The organism is Tistrella mobilis, assembly GCF_039634785.1.
Taxonomy (GTDB): domain Bacteria; phylum Pseudomonadota; class Alphaproteobacteria; order Tistrellales; family Tistrellaceae; genus Tistrella; species Tistrella mobilis.
The window spans coordinates 104,390-118,818 of the sequence record NZ_JBBIAB010000016.1; the positions used below are offsets into that span (position 1 = coordinate 104,390).

The 14,429-nt window shown below is 67.1% G+C and carries 17 protein-coding genes; 9 read left to right on the top strand and 8 right to left on the bottom strand.

Annotated elements, in window-relative coordinates; genetic code table 11:
* Nucleotides 1–2: 2 nt before the first annotated feature.
* The 6 genes from WI697_RS20375 to csrA all read right to left on the bottom strand — a co-directional run bounded on the left by WI697_RS20375 (nucleotide 3) and on the right by csrA (nucleotide 3,102).
* A complete protein-coding gene (locus WI697_RS20375) occupies nucleotides 3–284 on the bottom strand; it encodes a hypothetical protein (RefSeq protein ID WP_345959744.1) in 282 nt (93 codons plus the stop codon).
* 417 nt (nucleotides 285–701) lie between these two features.
* Nucleotides 702–1,460, bottom strand: coding sequence for a flagellar type III secretion system pore protein FliP (gene fliP / locus WI697_RS20380; protein WP_345959745.1), 759 nt, complete (start codon nucleotides 1,458–1,460; stop codon nucleotides 702–704).
* Between the two features lie 8 nt (nucleotides 1,461–1,468).
* Nucleotides 1,469–1,927: a FliO/MopB family protein gene (locus tag WI697_RS20385; RefSeq protein ID WP_345959746.1), complete on the bottom strand. Its 459-nt coding sequence runs from the start codon at nucleotides 1,925–1,927 to the stop codon at nucleotides 1,469–1,471.
* 65 nt (nucleotides 1,928–1,992) lie between these two features.
* Nucleotides 1,993–2,352, bottom strand: a complete 360-nt coding sequence (locus WI697_RS20390; protein ID WP_345959747.1) for a hypothetical protein — start codon at nucleotides 2,350–2,352, stop codon at nucleotides 1,993–1,995.
* 61 nt (nucleotides 2,353–2,413) lie between these two features.
* Nucleotides 2,414–2,698, bottom strand: a complete 285-nt coding sequence (locus WI697_RS20395; RefSeq protein WP_014744637.1) for an EscU/YscU/HrcU family type III secretion system export apparatus switch protein — start codon at nucleotides 2,696–2,698, stop codon at nucleotides 2,414–2,416.
* 125 nt (nucleotides 2,699–2,823) lie between these two features.
* Entirely contained in the window at nucleotides 2,824–3,102 is a 279-nt protein-coding gene (csrA, locus tag WI697_RS20400) for a carbon storage regulator CsrA (RefSeq protein ID WP_231889465.1), read from the bottom strand.
* Between the two features lie 332 nt (nucleotides 3,103–3,434).
* Here csrA and WI697_RS20405 point away from each other — a divergent pair, with 332 nt between their 5' ends.
* The 7 genes from WI697_RS20405 to WI697_RS20435 all read left to right on the top strand — a co-directional run bounded on the left by WI697_RS20405 (nucleotide 3,435) and on the right by WI697_RS20435 (nucleotide 8,940).
* Entirely contained in the window at nucleotides 3,435–3,902 is a 468-nt protein-coding gene (locus WI697_RS20405; RefSeq protein WP_082828669.1) for a flagellar basal body rod protein FlgB, read from the top strand.
* 48 nt (nucleotides 3,903–3,950) lie between these two features.
* A complete protein-coding gene (flgC, locus tag WI697_RS20410) occupies nucleotides 3,951–4,358 on the top strand; it encodes a flagellar basal body rod protein FlgC (protein WP_014744640.1) in 408 nt (135 codons plus the stop codon).
* Between the two features lie 58 nt (nucleotides 4,359–4,416).
* Entirely contained in the window at nucleotides 4,417–4,731 is a 315-nt protein-coding gene (locus WI697_RS20415; RefSeq protein WP_062766186.1) for a flagellar hook-basal body complex protein FliE, read from the top strand.
* A 70-nt stretch (nucleotides 4,732–4,801) separates the two neighbouring features.
* Nucleotides 4,802–5,077, top strand: coding sequence for a flagellar biosynthesis protein FliQ (fliQ, locus tag WI697_RS20420; RefSeq protein WP_062766183.1), 276 nt, complete (start codon nucleotides 4,802–4,804; stop codon nucleotides 5,075–5,077).
* 19 nt (nucleotides 5,078–5,096) lie between these two features.
* Entirely contained in the window at nucleotides 5,097–5,852 is a 756-nt protein-coding gene (gene fliR, locus WI697_RS20425) for a flagellar biosynthetic protein FliR (RefSeq protein WP_345959748.1), read from the top strand.
* 17 nt (nucleotides 5,853–5,869) lie between these two features.
* Entirely contained in the window at nucleotides 5,870–6,949 is a 1,080-nt protein-coding gene (gene flhB / locus WI697_RS20430) for a flagellar biosynthesis protein FlhB (RefSeq protein WP_345959749.1), read from the top strand.
* Between the two features lie 44 nt (nucleotides 6,950–6,993).
* On the top strand, nucleotides 6,994–8,940 hold the full coding sequence (locus WI697_RS20435) for an ATP-binding protein (RefSeq protein WP_345959750.1): 1,947 nt from the start codon (nucleotides 6,994–6,996) through the stop codon (nucleotides 8,938–8,940).
* 154 nt (nucleotides 8,941–9,094) lie between these two features.
* Here WI697_RS20435 and WI697_RS20440 read toward each other — a convergent pair whose 3' ends face one another.
* Nucleotides 9,095–9,580, bottom strand: coding sequence for a hypothetical protein (locus WI697_RS20440; RefSeq protein WP_062766174.1), 486 nt, complete (start codon nucleotides 9,578–9,580; stop codon nucleotides 9,095–9,097).
* Between the two features lie 358 nt (nucleotides 9,581–9,938).
* Between WI697_RS20440 and recA the strand changes: the two genes are divergently transcribed.
* The gene (gene recA / locus WI697_RS20445; protein WP_041605543.1) at nucleotides 9,939–11,024 is read left to right on the top strand and encodes a recombinase RecA; all 1,086 of its coding nucleotides are present in this window, start codon (nucleotides 9,939–9,941) and stop codon (nucleotides 11,022–11,024) included.
* A 314-nt stretch (nucleotides 11,025–11,338) separates the two neighbouring features.
* Nucleotides 11,339–13,993: an alanine--tRNA ligase gene (alaS, locus tag WI697_RS20450; protein ID WP_345959751.1), complete on the top strand. Its 2,655-nt coding sequence runs from the start codon at nucleotides 11,339–11,341 to the stop codon at nucleotides 13,991–13,993.
* Nucleotides 13,994–14,062: 69 nt separating this feature from the next.
* Here alaS and WI697_RS20455 read toward each other — a convergent pair.
* The coding region (locus tag WI697_RS20455; protein ID WP_345959752.1) for a hypothetical protein at nucleotides 14,063–14,429 on the bottom strand (367 nt) is incomplete at its 5' end.

Consider the following 14,429-nt stretch of genomic DNA (forward strand, 5'->3'; position numbering starts at 1 on the left):
GATCAGGGCAACCGCACGCCCCGCCATTCCCCGGCATCGATGGTTGCCGCGTCACCGGCGGTCGACAGCAGCTGGGGCAGCCTGCCCGCGAAGGCATCGGCAGCCTGAATGGTGTCTCCATCGCGGATGCACCCCGTCTGGCGATGGCTCGCTGCCTTGTCGTGTTCCTGCCAGACGCACAGGCGATTGAAGGCGAACAGCCAGGCGGCCCGTCCCACGACCTCGGCAGGCATGCTGAACTGGTGGTCGCACTGACGATTGAGGTTCTGGGCAAGCCGGGTCATCGCCCGATGACATCTGAAGACCGCGCGCCGGAGCACATGTCCCTCTGCGTCGCTGATCAGGGCAACGGCGTTGGACTGGGCGTGATCTCCGATCAGCTGGGGGGCTGCCCATGATCGGAACTGCAGCAGCGGCCCGCCATCTGCGCCGGAGGTGAGGGTCACCTCGGCGCCGCCGTCACCGGTCCCGACCCGCGAAACCGGTGTCGACACGGTTACCGATGAGGCTGCGGCGGCCTCCTGCCCGGCAATGAACAGTGTCATGGCTGCTACGGCAAACTTCCACCTGATCATACGTCCCGCCCGTCATGCTTTTGTGTGGCCGGATTCTGTCGCGCAATGCGGTTAGTCTACGCGAAAAGGCGCCATCGCGCCCATCCCCGTTTGGGGGATCTGGCGCAGATCAGGTGGCGGCAGTCCTCAGCCGGCGAAACTGCGAACCAGACTGCCGGCGATCAGCGACCAGCCGTCGATCAGAACAAAGAAGATCAGCTTGAACGGCAACGAGATCATCACCGGCGGGAGCATCATCATACCCATGGACATCAGCAGGGATGCCACCAGCATGTCGATGATCAGGAAGGGCAGGAAGACCAGAAAGCCGATCTCGAAGGCACGGCGCAACTCGCTGACCATGAAGGCCGGCACCAGCACCTGAAGGGGAACGTCTTCCACCGATGCGGGCTCGGGATCGAGCGCCGCCATATCCACGAAGGCCGTCAGCTCGCGCTCGCCGACATGGGCGGTCATGAAGTCGCGGAACGGGGCGGAAATCCGGTCGAAGGCTTCCTCTTCGGTGATGTCCTCGGCCACCAGCGGCGCCACGCCCTCGGTCCAGGCGCGCTCGAAAGTGGGCGTCATCACGAAGCCGGTCAGGAACATGGCAAGGCCGATCAGCACCGCATTGGGCGGTGTCTGCTGCACGCCCAGCGCGCTGCGCAGAAGCGACAGCACCACCACGATCCGGGTGAAAGACGTCACGGCCACCAGCAGCCCCGGTGCCAGCGACAGCACAGTGACCAGGGTGACGAGCTGAACGATCCGGCCGGTGAAGCCGCCCGGATCCTCGGCCCCCAGATCGACGGTGACCGACTGGGCAAAGGCCGGATGACTGCCGGCCAGGGCCGCCAGCAGAACCAGGATCAGAAGGCCGGCAAGCTGTGCGGTCTTATACCGCACGACCTGATTCACCGGTCGAACTCCGGCGGGATCCGCCGTCCGGGCTGAGGCGGAAAACCGCGCCGCCGCTCGGTTCCGCGCCGGTCGACGCGCAGCACCGGCTCGTCGTCGTCGTCGTCATCGGCATAGTCGCGCGCAGCGACGGGCGCGGCCGCGGGGCGGAAGCCGGGCTCGGTCCCCCGCATGGGCGCGGGTGCAGCGGCCATGTCGGGCGCTTCGATCGCCCGCTCGATCACCAGATCACCGTCGCCGCCGATCAGCAGCAGATGTTCCACATCGTCGCGGCGGATCAGCACCAGCCGCCGCTTGGGGTCGATCTGGCGGCTTTCGACCAGGGCAAGCCGGCGGCCGCGGGCGGGGGCGCCGGCCCGGTCGCCCCAGCGGCGGATCGCCAGGGCGACAAGCCCGATCAGCCCGGCCACGAGCGCCAGCCCGGCAATCATCTGGAGAATATCGTTAAAGGTCATGCAAGCGGTCCGGAAGTACAGGGGCGCGGGAAGGCTGGGGCAGGGGGCGTGTTGCGTCGTCGCAGTCAGCGATTGCCTGTGCGGCCATAGGCGGCTGTGGCGCGCTGGCGGGCGGAGAACCCGCCCATCTCGCGGGCGGTTTCATCGAAAACCTGCCGCATCTCGCGCTCCAGAACGTTCAGCGCATCGATCAACCCCAGCATGCGCGGACGGACGGCCTGGCCGCTGCCGGGCGGCAGGCTCGCCAGCTGTTCGCAGAACCGGGTGACCCGCACTTCCATACCGTGCAGGTCCACGGCATCGCCGCGGGCCAGCATCTCGCGGGCGACGGAAATTTCCGCGGCGATGGCATCCAGCGCCGCCACCGGGTCCTGGATGTCCCCAAGGCCGGTTCTGCGATCGTCGTCGCCCTGATCAGGCGTCATCACCCGTCATCCTCCGTCGGTGTCCACGTGCAGCGTCCCCATCGTTCCGCGTCGCCCTCGATCAGCGGTCGCCGCCGCCCAGACTGCCGTTCAGGCGGTAGAGATGGGCCAGGATCTCCGCCACCGCCGCAAAGGCGGCCGGCGGGATCGGGCTTTCCGGCTCCAGCGCCTCAAGGATCGCGGCCAGGTCGGCATCCCGCCGGACGGGGATCCCCGAGGCGAAGGCCATGGCGAGGATCTTTTCGGCAAGGGCGCCGTGGCCGGCCGCCAGCACTTTGGGCACGTCGTCGCCGGTGGGATCGAAGCCAAGGGCCACCGCCACCTGGCGTGGCTGCTTCTGGGTCATCTCGGATCATCCCGTCGGGCTGACACGGCCCTTCGTCTGGCAGACCGGGGCCGTCGTCTGGCAACAGATTTCATGATGATCCCTTCCGGGCCCATAAGCAACTCAGAGAGCCGGTCAACCTTCGCTCAGCCGGCCTCGTCGGGGGCGGGGCCTCGGGTCACGAAGGCCGGCACGTCTTCCGGCGCGCCGGTCTGCCCGGCTTCGTCCAGGCCCAGCGCCGCGCGGTTTTCCGCCTGGACCCGGTCATAGACCTCGCGCCTGAGTACGGTCGCATCGGCGGGGAAGGTGAGGCCGAGCCGCACGGTCTTGCCGCGCACCTCGATCACGGTCACCTCGATCTCGTCGTTGATCACCACCGCTTCACCGACCTTGCGGGTCAGATAGAGCATGCTCGCCCCTTCCATGTCCGGGGCCCGTCTCCGGCAGGCCTTGGCCTTCCGGATCGGGGCGCCGGTTCCGAACCGTCGATTTCCGCGGTCTCGCCGCCCTCTGCAGCCGGCGCGCGCATCTGTCGCGCACGTCCTTCTCTTGATCCGCGGGCGCCGCGGTTTTACGTTTCCTTAAGGCCGCCGGCATATCCTGTTGATCCTGCGGCGACCTTCCTGCCACGATGCTGGCATCCTGCCACGGTGCGGGATTGGCATCCGGAAACGGATCCGTCGGTGGATCCCGTTGCCGGCCCTGCCGGCCCGCCTCGCGCGCTTCCTGAAGATATCCGATCGGACCGGGCCCGACGATGGACATAACGCGCATACCGCTGTTCTCTTCCCTGAAGAAGCGGATGGGCTGGCTGACCGAACGTCAGGCGGTGCTGGCCCAGAACATAGCGAACGTCAACACGCCGGGCTACAAGGCACGCGACCTGAAGCCCGTCGATTTCGGCGCCATGGCCGAACGGGCCTCGGGGTTGCGGATGACCGGCGCCTCGACGGGCGGCGGCAGCAGCATGGCGGCCGGCGGCGAGCTGCAGATGGCCGCGACGAAAACCGGCCACATGGCGCCGGCCGTGGCGGATGGCGGCTACCGTGCGGCTGAGGATCGCAAGCCGCTCGAGGTCACGATCGACGAGAACAAGATCAACATCGAGGATCAGGCGGTGAAGCTTGCCGGCAATGCCAGCCAGTTCACGCTTGCATCCACCCTCTACAAGAAGCATATGGACATGATCCGCACTGCGCTCGGGCGCGGTGGCGGGGCGGGGTGAGGCCATGACGGATCATCCCGCTGACATCGGCCAGGGGAGGCTTGCCTCATGGACCTGATGAAGATCACGCGGATCTCCGCGGCCGGCATGCAGGTGCAGTCGGAACGCCTGCGGGTCGTCGCGGAAAATCTCGCCAATGCCGACAGCACCGGAACCACGCCGGGCTCGGAACCTTACCGCCGCCGGACGATCAGTTTCGCCGAAGGGCTGAACAAGGAACTGGGCCTGCCGACGGTTCGGGTGTCGCGTTACGGCGTCGATCAGTCGCCTTTCGATCGCGAATACGATCCGGGCCATCCGGCAGCCGACGAGAACGGCTATGTGTTGCGCCCCAACGTCAACCCGGTGGTCGAGATGGTCGACATGCGCGAGGCCCAGCGCGGCTACGAGGCCAATCTCAGCGTCATCGAGACCACCCGCACGATGGTGCAGCGCGCGCTCGATCTGCTGCGCTGAGACCTGACCTGCCGCCGGCCCCGGCCGCTACGCCCCAGAACACGGACGGATCAGACCCATGGATGCCAAGTTCGCCTCAGCCGCCGCCGCCTACGCCAATGCCGCCCGCGGCATCAAGGCGCCGGGCACCGAGGGCGGCGACCGGGCCGGTGCTTCCGGCGCCTTCGCCGACATGGTGAGTGACGTCATCGGCCAGAGCGTGAAGGCCGGTCAGGCATCGGAACGGGCGGCGATGCAGGCGGTTTCGGGCACCGCCAGCCTTCAGGACGTGGTGACCTCGGTGGCTGCCGCCGAAACCTCTCTGCAGACCGTGGTGGCGATCCGCGACCGGGTGATCGGCGCCTATCAGGAAATCATGCGCATGCCGATCTGAGCGCGGCCGTGGCCTGCGTTCCGTTCCTCTCTCTTCCGCTTCGTCTTCCCCAGTTCCGGACCGGCCGGCCATGACGCCCAACGAGGCAATCGATATCGGGCGCGAGGCGCTGTGGACGATGCTCAAGCTGGGCGCGCCGGTCATGCTGGTTGCGCTGACCGTGGGCCTTGCCATTTCGCTGGTCCAGGCGCTGACCCAGATCCAGGAAATGACCCTGTCCTTCGTGCCGAAGATCATCGCCATCGTCGTGGCGCTGGTGATCTTCCTGCCGTTCATGTGGACGGGCATGTCCGACTATACCCGCCTGCTTTACGAGCGCATCCCCGCCATCGGCGCGGCGCCATGACGCCCGGAGGGCCTGGGGCATGACCGACCTCCTGGGGGTCGAGGTCTTCTCGGTCCTGCTGGTGTTCCTGAGGCTCGGCGCCGCCCTGATGCTGATGCCCGGCATCGGTGAAACCAATGTCTCGGCCCGGGCCCGGCTGATCCTGGCCCTGCTGCTGTCGGTGGCACTCGCGCCCGTGATCGAGGCCGATCTGCCCATTACGCCCGACCAGCCGGCAGAGATTCTGCGGCTCGCCTTTCTCGAAGCCGCCGTCGGCATCCTGCTCGGCCTGATGCTGCGGCTTCTGGTCGCGGCCCTGCACACGGCGGGTGTGGTCATCTCGATGCAGAGCGGTCTTGCGACCGCCATGATGTACGACCCCACCCAGCAGGCCCAGGGCGCCTTGCCGGGCAATTTCCTGACCGCACTGTCGCTGGTGCTGATCTTCACCAGCGGCATGCATCTGATGATGCTGGGGGCGATCATCCACAGCTACCAGACCTTCCCGGTGGGCGAGCCGCTGCCCTTCGGCGATGCGGCCGAGATGATGGGGCGGCTGCTGGACCAGGCCTTCGTGCTTGCGACCCAGGTTGCAGCACCCCTGCTGCTGGTCGGCACATTGTTCCAGGTGGCGCTTGGCCTGCTGGCGCGGCTGATGCCCACCATCCAGGTGTTCTTCATCGCCATTCCGGTCCAGATGCTGATCGGGCTGTCCGTCATGGCGATCACCCTGTCTGCCGCGATGCTTGTCTGGCTCGATCGGGTCGGCCAGCGTCTCGACATGCTCCTGCCCTGAAGCCGGGATCCTGAGCCATGAGCGAGCAGAGCGAAGACGACAGCCAAAAAACCGAAGACCCCACGCCAAAAAAACTCGAAGACGCGCGCAAGAAGGGTCAGCTGCCGTCCAGCCAGGAAATCAATCACTGGCTTATGCTGGTTGCGGTCTCGATCGCGATCGTGGCCGTGCTGCCCGGTATGGTCCGTGATGTCGGCCTGGGTCTGCGCGGGCTGATCGCCAGCGCCGACACCTTCCTGATGGACCCGAGCGCCGTCGGCCATCTGCTCAGGGCGCTGGCCATTCAGATGCTCACCTGGCTGGCGCTGCCGGTGCTGGTGTTCATCATCGCGGCCCTTGCCTCGGGCTTCGTGCAGCGCGGTGGTAATGTCTCCGCGGAATCGCTGAAGCCCAGCCTCGACAAGATCTCGCTGATCGGCGGACTGAAGCGCCAGTTTTCGGCCAAGGCGCTGGTCGAATTCGTGAAAGGGCTGCTGAAGATCATGGTGGTCGCCGGCGTGTCGTGGCTGGTGGCCCGGCCGCGGCTGGAAGATCTGGATCTGGTGCCGCGCGAAGCGCCGGTGGCATTGATGGAACGGCTGGCCGATGATGCCTTCGTGATCGTCCTGGCGGCGGCCTGCGTGATGACCGTGATCGCCGCCGCTGACTATGCCTTCCAGCGCTATACCTTCATGCAGCAGATGCGGATGTCGCAGCGCGAGGTCCGCGACGAGATGAAGCAGAGCGAAGGCGATCCGATCATCAAGGCCCGCCTGCGCCAGATCCGCATGGAACGCGCCCGCAAGCGCATGATGGCGGCGGTGCCGACCGCCGATGTGGTGGTCACCAACCCGACCCATTACGCCGTCGCCCTGAAATACGACCCGCCCAAAATGCATGCGCCGATGGTGGTGGCGATGGGCGTGGATGCGGTCGCCTTCCGCATCCGCGATCTGGCGCTGCAGAACGATGTGGCCGTGGTGGAGAACCCGCCGCTCGCCCGCGCGCTCTGGGATACGGCCCAGATCGACCGGGAAATTCCGGTCGAGCATTATCAGGCCGTGGCCGAGGTGATCGGCTATGTCTTCCGGGCCAAAGGGCGGCGCGTGCGCGGATGACCCGTGCTGTGGCATGATGCCCGAACGGCATCCCGCCGGAGACCATGACGGGCGAGCAGGACGGCATGAGCATCGAGGCATTGAAGGGCGCGACCCAGGCGGTGATGCGCGATCTGGTGATCGGCATCACCGGCATCGCCCTTCTGGCGGGCAGTACCGGGCTCGAACTGGGTGGCATGCCGGAAGGGGGTATGACCACGCTGGTCGATGTCGCCGGCCTGATCCTGATCATCTTTGCCGGTGCCGGGCTTGCGCGGGCGGCGGTGCTTCGGGCTGCCGCCATCGACACATCACCGGCGGTGACCGCCGTGCCGGACGATCTGCCCGAGGTGGTGCCCGAGGTGGAAGAGCCGCTGCAATTGCCGCCGCCACCTCCGCAGCTGCCCGCCGGCCGTGGCGGCGGGCTCGATCTCGACATCGTGCCGATCGAGCCGGCGGAGGGACGTTTCCGGCGTCTGTTCGATCTGGCGCCGATCGGCATCGCCCTTGTCGACGATCGCGGCGGGGTGCTGGCGTCGAATGCCGCGCTGATCCGCCTGACCGGAGAGGACGGGCTGGAGCCCGGCCATGCCTTCACCGATCTGGTGGTCCACGACCGACGGTTTGCCCTGTCCGACGCCTTCGATGCGGTCTTCGGCGGTGCCGAGCGGATCACCGCGCCGATCGAGGTCTCGTTTCGCCAGCGCCCCGACCGGGTCGCCTCTCTGCTGTTGCGCCGGGCCGATGAAGATCATCTGGCGGCGGCCCTGATCCATGTCATCGACGTCACCGAGCGCAAGGAGCTGGAGGTTCAGTTCGCCCAGTCGCAGAAGATGCAGGCGGTGGGACAGCTGGCCGGCGGCGTCGCGCATGACTTCAACAACCTGCTGACGGCGATGATCGGCTTCTGCGACCTGCTGCTGATGCGCCATCCGCCGGGCGATGCCTCCTTTGCCGACGTCATGCAGATCAAGCAGAATGCCAATCGCGCGGCCAATCTGGTCCGCCAGCTGCTTGCCTTTTCGCGCCAGCAGACCCTGCAGCCGCGGGTGCTGGACATCACCGATGTCCTGGCCGAGCTTACCCATCTCCTCCGCCGGCTGCTGGGTGAGGCGATCGTGCTCGACGTCCATCACGGTCGCGATCTGGCGCCGGTCAGGGTGGATCAGGGGCAGCTGGAACAGGTGATCATCAATCTGGCGGTCAATGCCCGCGATGCGATGCCGAGCGGCGGGCAGCTGTCGATCGCGACCCGCAATTTCGCGAGCGAAGACACGCTGGCGATGGATCGCGACTGGATGATGGCCGGCGGGCGCGAGCGGGTGCCGACCGGCGATTACGTGATGGTCGAACTGCGCGATACCGGCTCGGGCATTCCGCGCGACATCCTGCCCAAGATTTTCGAGCCGTTCTTCACCACCAAGGCGGCCGGGCAGGGCACGGGGCTCGGCCTCGCCACCGCCTATGGCATCATCCGCCAGACCGGCGGCTTCCTGTTCGTGCGCAGCGAGCCCGGCCGCGGCACCGCCTTTCGCATTCTGCTGCCCCGTCACACCGAGGTGGAAACCAGCGGGCTCGAAATCGATCTCGCCCCCGAAGCCGCGCCGCCGCGCAAATCCGAGATCGCAGGTTCCGGCGGCCGGGTGCTGTTCGTGGAAGACGAGGATCCGGTACGTGCCTTTGCCGCCCGCGCCCTGCGTCAGCGGGGCTTTACGGTGGAAGAGGCCGAAAGTGCCGATGTGGCGGCGGCCCGGCTGGACGAACTGGTCGAGGCCGGCATCGACGTGCTGGTCACCGACGTGGTGATGCCGGGCATGGATGGCCCGGCACTGGCCGAGAAGGTGCGCGAGAAGGTGCCGGGGGTCTCGATCGTCTTCATCTCGGGCTATGCCGAAGACACCTTCCGCCGCAAGCTCGGCGACGATCCGAATGTCCGCTTCCTGCCGAAGCCCTTCAACCTGAAGCAGCTGGTTCAGACGGTGCGCGACGCCATGGACGAAGCCGCGGGGTGAACCTTCCCGAACGGCGATGCCCCGCCCTGCCTGGGGAGGGCAGGGCGGGGCATCGACCGGTGGATGCGACGCCGGGGCCTGGACGGGGCCGCGGGGAGGGGACGGGATGCGCGGCGCATCGGGCCCCGGCGCCTGCTGACGGCAGGGAGCGACGTCACGTCGCGCGCGTGCGCCGCCAGGTCTCTTCGAAGCCGTTCCAGGCGGTCAGGAACTGCTCCTTCCGGTCCTCGAACTGGCGGTCGGGGGCCGCCTGAAGCCTCTGATAGCTTTCGGTGACCCGCTGCCACGACTTGGACAGATCCGTCCGGGCCCGGTTGGCGCCGTAATCGTCCTGAAGCTGAAGCTCGCGGACGCGCATCGCCACCTCGGCGTCCCAGCGCTGGATTTCGGCACTGGCGGCCTGTTCGAAGCGGATACGCTCCTGCGCATCGCTCGGCAGGTCGCGGCTGAGCGGGGCCGACTGGCCGGCAAGCGGATCGGTATCGGGTGTCGCTTCCAGCGTCTGGGAATCGATCGGGTCCGGCCGGTCCATCAACTCCTGGCCGAAGGCGGGTGTCATGGTCGCGACCGCGCCGGCGCAGGCGATCGCAAGCGCCATGGCGAGCAGGCTGTCCATCCGCTTGATGGTGCTGTCGGTCATTACACGACCCTCCGTGACGAGGTCCGGCCTCCGGTGTGAGGCGCGGGGTAGCCAAAACTGTTGCGTCGGGGCAGTTCGCGGTCCCTCGACCGGCACCGATCCTCTGCTGGCGCCACGGCGAACCACCCCTCGCTTCGGATGATGCCTGCAGGGCGGGGCGGGCGGACACGGACAAAGCTGTGACAGAAGCGGGGCGGTGCCTTGTCACACCGTGACCGGGGGATTCGGTCACGGGGCCGGCGGCGCACGCCGAAGGGGGCTTGCAAGCCGGAACAAAAAGAGTACATAGTGATTGCAGGCGGCGGTGCTTGCATCGGGTGACCGCCTGTGGAACAAGAGGGGCGTGGCCATGGTGCCCATGGTTCAAACCGAACTGCGCCTGACAGGCAAGGACGAGATGGACAAGCAGAAGGCACTCGAAGCCGCGCTCGGTCAGATCGAGCGCGCGTTCGGCAAGGGCTCGGTGATGAAGCTCGGCCAGCAGGAAAAGGTCGATGTGGATGTCGTGCCGACGGGCTCTCTCGCCCTTGACATCGCTCTCGGCGTGGGGGGCTTTCCCCGCGGCCGCGTGATCGAGATCTACGGCCCGGAAAGTTCGGGCAAGACCACGCTCGCGCTGCATGCGATCGCCGAAGCCCAGCGCGGCGGCGGCACCTGCGCCTTCGTCGATGCCGAGCACGCGCTGGACCCGTCCTATGCGCGCAAGCTGGGCGTGAACATCGACGAGCTGGTGATCAGCCAGCCGGATACCGGCGAACAGGCGCTGGAAATCGCCGATACGCTGGTTCGCTCGGGCGCGATCGACGTGCTGGTGGTGGACAGCGTTGCGGCGCTGACGCCGAAGGCCGAGCTTGAGGGCGAGATGGGCGACAGCCATGTCGGCCTGCAGGCCCGGCTGATGAGCCAGGCGCTGCGCAAGCTGACCGGCTCGATCTCGCGCTCGCGCTGCGTGGTGATCTTCATCAACCAGATCCGCATGAAGATCGGTGTGATGTATGGCAGCCCGGAAACCACCGCGGGCGGCAATGCGCTCAAGTTCTACGCCTCGGTGCGCCTCGACATCCGCCGCATCGGCGCGGTGAAGGAACGTGACGAGGTCGTCGGCAGCCAGACCCGCGTCAAGGTGGTGAAGAACAAGGTCGCGCCGCCCTTCCGGCAGGTCGAGTTCGACATCATGTATGGCGAGGGCGTGTCGAAGACCGGCGAGCTGATCGACATGGGCGTCAAGCAGGGCATCGTTGAGAAGTCGGGCTCCTGGTATTCCTATGGCGACCAGCGCATCGGCCAGGGGCGTGAGAACGCCAAGACCTTCCTGCGCGACAACCCCGAAATCGCCCGCGAGGTCGAAAACCGGGTGCGCGAGGCCTATGGCCTGGGTGCCAACAAGACCCCGCTCTCGGTGGTCGGTGGCACGGCCTTCATGGCGTCCGACGACGAAGACTGAACCCTCTGGGGGACGGCGTGATCACCACGGGTGGTCACGCCCTGAACGCCCGCGTGGACAATGGCGGGCGGCACGGGTAAAACGTCCGAACCCTGGGAGCGGCTGAACCTGAATGGCCGGGCCTCCGGGTGGGGCGGCGACGCATGGGGATCCTGGGATCCCCGGGGTCGCCGGCACCGCCTGCGGGGCTCGTTGCCGTTAAGGCCGAAGGGGCTGTTGAAGCCAGGGGCGCAGATGGCCGGAAACAATCCGGCCCGGCCCCCCGTTCCGTCGATCTTCACCTGCGTTTGCAACACGGGATGGCGTTTTCCACCATGACCAGCGCGACCGAGATCCGCCGGACCTTCCTCGACTTCTTCGCGAAGAACGGCCACGAGGTGGTCGCGTCGAGCCCGCTGGTCCCGCAGAACGACCCGACCCTGCTGTTCACCAACGCCGGCATGGTCCAGTTCAAGAACGTGTTCACCGGTGCCGAAAAGCGGCCCTACGACCGGGCGGCGACCTCGCAGAAATGCGTGCGCGCGGGCGGCAAGCACAACGATCTGGACAATGTCGGCTATACCGCCCGGCACCACACCTTCTTCGAGATGCTGGGCAATTTTTCGTTCGGCGACTATTTCAAGGAACAGGCGATCGATCTGGCCTGGAACCTGGTCACGCGCGAATTCGGCCTGCCCAAGGACCGGCTGCTGGTCACCGTCTATCACACCGATGACGAGGCGGCGGGCTACTGGAAGAAGATCGCGGGTCTTTCCGACGACCGGATCATCCGCATCGCGACCAGCGACAATTTCTGGGCGATGGGCGATACCGGCCCCTGCGGCCCGTGCTCCGAGATCTTCTTCGACCATGGCGAAGGCATCCCCGGCGGCCCTCCCGGCAGCCCGGACGAGGATGGCGACCGCTTCATCGAGATCTGGAACCTGGTTTTCATGCAGTACGAGCAGATCGCGCCGGGCAACCGGCTCGACCTGCCCAAGCCGTCGATCGACACCGGCATGGGGCTGGAGCGGATTGCGGCCATCCTGCAGGGCCAGCACGACAATTACGACATCGACATCTTCCGCCGGCTGATCTCGGCCTCGGCCACCGCCAGCGGTACCGAGACTGACGGCCCGTTCAAGATGTCGCACCGGGTGATCGCCGATCATCTGCGCTCGTCGGGCTTTCTGATCGCCGATGGCGTGCTGCCGTCGAACGAGGGCCGCGGCTATGTGCTGCGCCGGATCATGCGCCGCGCCATGCGCCATGCCCATAAGATGGGCGTGGCCGAGCCGCTGATGTACCGGCTGGTGCCGGCGCTGATCGAGACCATGGGCGACCATTATCACGAGCTGCGCCGCGCCCAGGCCCTGATCACCGAGACGCTGAAGCTGGAAGAGACCCGCTTCCGTCAGACCCTCGACCGCGGCATGCGCCTGCTGGAAGAGACCACCCAGACGCTGGGTGCCGACGAGAAGCTGCCGGGCGAGGTGGCCTTCCGCCTTTACGATACCTATGGCTTCCCGCTCGACCTGACCCAGGACGTGCTGCGTGCCGAGGGCCGTGGGGTGGATACCGCCGGTTTCGAAACCTCGCTCGCGGAAGCCCGCGCCAAGGCCCGTGCCTCGTGGTCGGGCTCGGGCGAGGCCGCGACCGACCGGGTGTGGTTCGAGGTGCGTGACGCCGCGGGCGCCACCGAATTCCTGGGCTATGGCGCCACGGCGGCCGATGGTGTGGTGCAGGCGGTGCTGGTCGACGGCGCCCCGGTCGATGCCGCGGAAGCCGGCAGCCAGGTTGCCCTGGTGGTCAACCAGACGCCCTTCTATGGCGAGAGCGGTGGCCAGATGGGCGATACCGGCCGGATTACCGGCGAGGGCGGGCTCGAAATCGAGGTCACCGATACGGCGAAGAAGCTGGGTGACCTGATCATCCATATGGGCCGCGTGGTTGCGGGCCGGGTGGCGAAGGGGGCCGCGGTGCGGCTGACCGTCGACACCGCCCGGCGCGATGCCCTGCGCGCCCATCACTCGGCCACCCATCTGCTGCATGCGGCCCTGCGCCGCCGGCTGGGCGATCACGTCACCCAGAAGGGCTCTCTGGTCGCGCCCGACCGGCTGCGCTTCGACTTCTCGCAGCCGACCCCGATCGCGCGTGAGGATCTGAAGGCGATCGAGGCCGACGTCAACCGGCTGATCCGCGCCAATGGCGAGGTCGGCACCCGGCTGATGACGCCCGACGAGGCGATCGCCCAGGGGGCCATGGCGCTGTTCGGCGAGAAGTACGGCGACGAGGTCCGGGTGGTCGACATGGGCAGCCTGCTCGGCGAAGACGGCCGCAATTCGGCCTATTCGGTCGAGCTGTGCGGCGGTACCCATGTCACCCGCACCGGCGATATCGGCCTGTTCAAGATCGTCTCGGAAAGCGGCGTCGCTGCCGGCGTCCGCCGGATCGAAGCGGTGGCGGGCGATGCGGCGCTGGCCTATGTGGAGCTGCAGCAGGACCGTCTGGCCGAGGCGTCTTCGGTGCTGAAGGCGCCGGCGGCCGAGCTGGTCGACCGCATTCAGGGCCTGCTGGACGAGCGCAAGAAGCTGGAAGCCGAGGTGGCGAAGCTGCGCCGCGACATCGCGACCGGCGGTGCCGGCGGCGGCGAGCAGATCGAGCAGATCGGCGATGTGCGCTTCGCGGGCCGCGTGCTCGACGGCGTGCCCGCCAAGGAACTCCGCGGGGTTGCCGATGCGCTGAAGAAGCAGGTCGGCTCGGGCGTGATTGCGATCGTGGGCGTCCACGAGGGCAAGGCCGGCGTCGTGGTCGGCGTCACCGAAGACCTGACCGGCCGGTTCAGCGCCGTGGACCTGGTCCGCGCCGCGGCCGAGGCCATGGGCGGCAAGGGCGGCGGCGGCCGTCCCGACCTGGCCCAGGCCGGCGGCCCCGAGGCCGACAAGGCGGCCGATGCGGTGAAGGCGGTGGCGGCGGCACTCGCCGGCTGAGCGTCATTCGGCTCCATCATGCACCAGGGGGCGGCAGGTGACGACCTGCCGCCCCTTCTGCATCCGGCATCATCCCTTGCTGGTGTGATTGCCCTCGGCCACCCAGATGGTGTTGCCCCAGTCGCTTTCATTGCGCACGGCGCTGAACAGGCCGCTGTTGCCGTACTGGTCGTAGATCGTGAACCGGGTCTCGTAATACCAGTTATCATAGCCTGAGTTGTAGCTGCTGCTGTGCAGCCGGGTCAGGCAGACGGCATTGCGGCGCTGATTATAGCGGATATTGATACCGATCTGAGAAATATAGGCGGTGTTCTCAGAGCCCGTCCGGAAGGTTATTGAATCCGGTGAATCCGTTGTGATTCTCTGCCGCGCCAGAGGAAACGGGAGCGGACAGAATGTGGACGACGGAAACCCGCCGGGTTTATGAACGGCCTGG

Coding starts and splice junctions, on each gene's coding strand:
- fliQ (WP_062766183.1), top strand. CDS start 4,802: ATGACGCCCAACGAGGCAATCGATATCGGGCGCGAGGCGCTGTGGACG.
- WI697_RS20405 (WP_082828669.1), top strand. CDS start 3,435: ATGGACATAACGCGCATACCGCTGTTCTCTTCCCTGAAGAAGCGGATG.
- WI697_RS20395 (WP_014744637.1), bottom strand. CDS start 2,698: ATGACCCAGAAGCAGCCACGCCAGGTGGCGGTGGCCCTTGGCTTCGAT.
- WI697_RS20415 (WP_062766186.1), top strand. CDS start 4,417: ATGGATGCCAAGTTCGCCTCAGCCGCCGCCGCCTACGCCAATGCCGCC.
- WI697_RS20385 (WP_345959746.1), bottom strand. CDS start 1,927: ATGACCTTTAACGATATTCTCCAGATGATTGCCGGGCTGGCGCTCGTG.
- flgC (WP_014744640.1), top strand. CDS start 3,951: ATGGACCTGATGAAGATCACGCGGATCTCCGCGGCCGGCATGCAGGTG.
- WI697_RS20390 (WP_345959747.1), bottom strand. CDS start 2,352: ATGACGCCTGATCAGGGCGACGACGATCGCAGAACCGGCCTTGGGGAC.
- WI697_RS20440 (WP_062766174.1), bottom strand. CDS start 9,580: ATGACCGACAGCACCATCAAGCGGATGGACAGCCTGCTCGCCATGGCG.
- WI697_RS20375 (WP_345959744.1), bottom strand. CDS start 284: ATGACCCGGCTTGCCCAGAACCTCAATCGTCAGTGCGACCACCAGTTC.
- alaS (WP_345959751.1), top strand. CDS start 11,339: ATGACCAGCGCGACCGAGATCCGCCGGACCTTCCTCGACTTCTTCGCG.
- csrA (WP_231889465.1), bottom strand. CDS start 3,102: ATGGAAGGGGCGAGCATGCTCTATCTGACCCGCAAGGTCGGTGAAGCG.
- fliR (WP_345959748.1), top strand. CDS start 5,097: ATGACCGACCTCCTGGGGGTCGAGGTCTTCTCGGTCCTGCTGGTGTTC.
- flhB (WP_345959749.1), top strand. CDS start 5,870: ATGAGCGAGCAGAGCGAAGACGACAGCCAAAAAACCGAAGACCCCACG.
- WI697_RS20435 (WP_345959750.1), top strand. CDS start 6,994: ATGACGGGCGAGCAGGACGGCATGAGCATCGAGGCATTGAAGGGCGCG.
- recA (WP_041605543.1), top strand. CDS start 9,939: ATGGTTCAAACCGAACTGCGCCTGACAGGCAAGGACGAGATGGACAAG.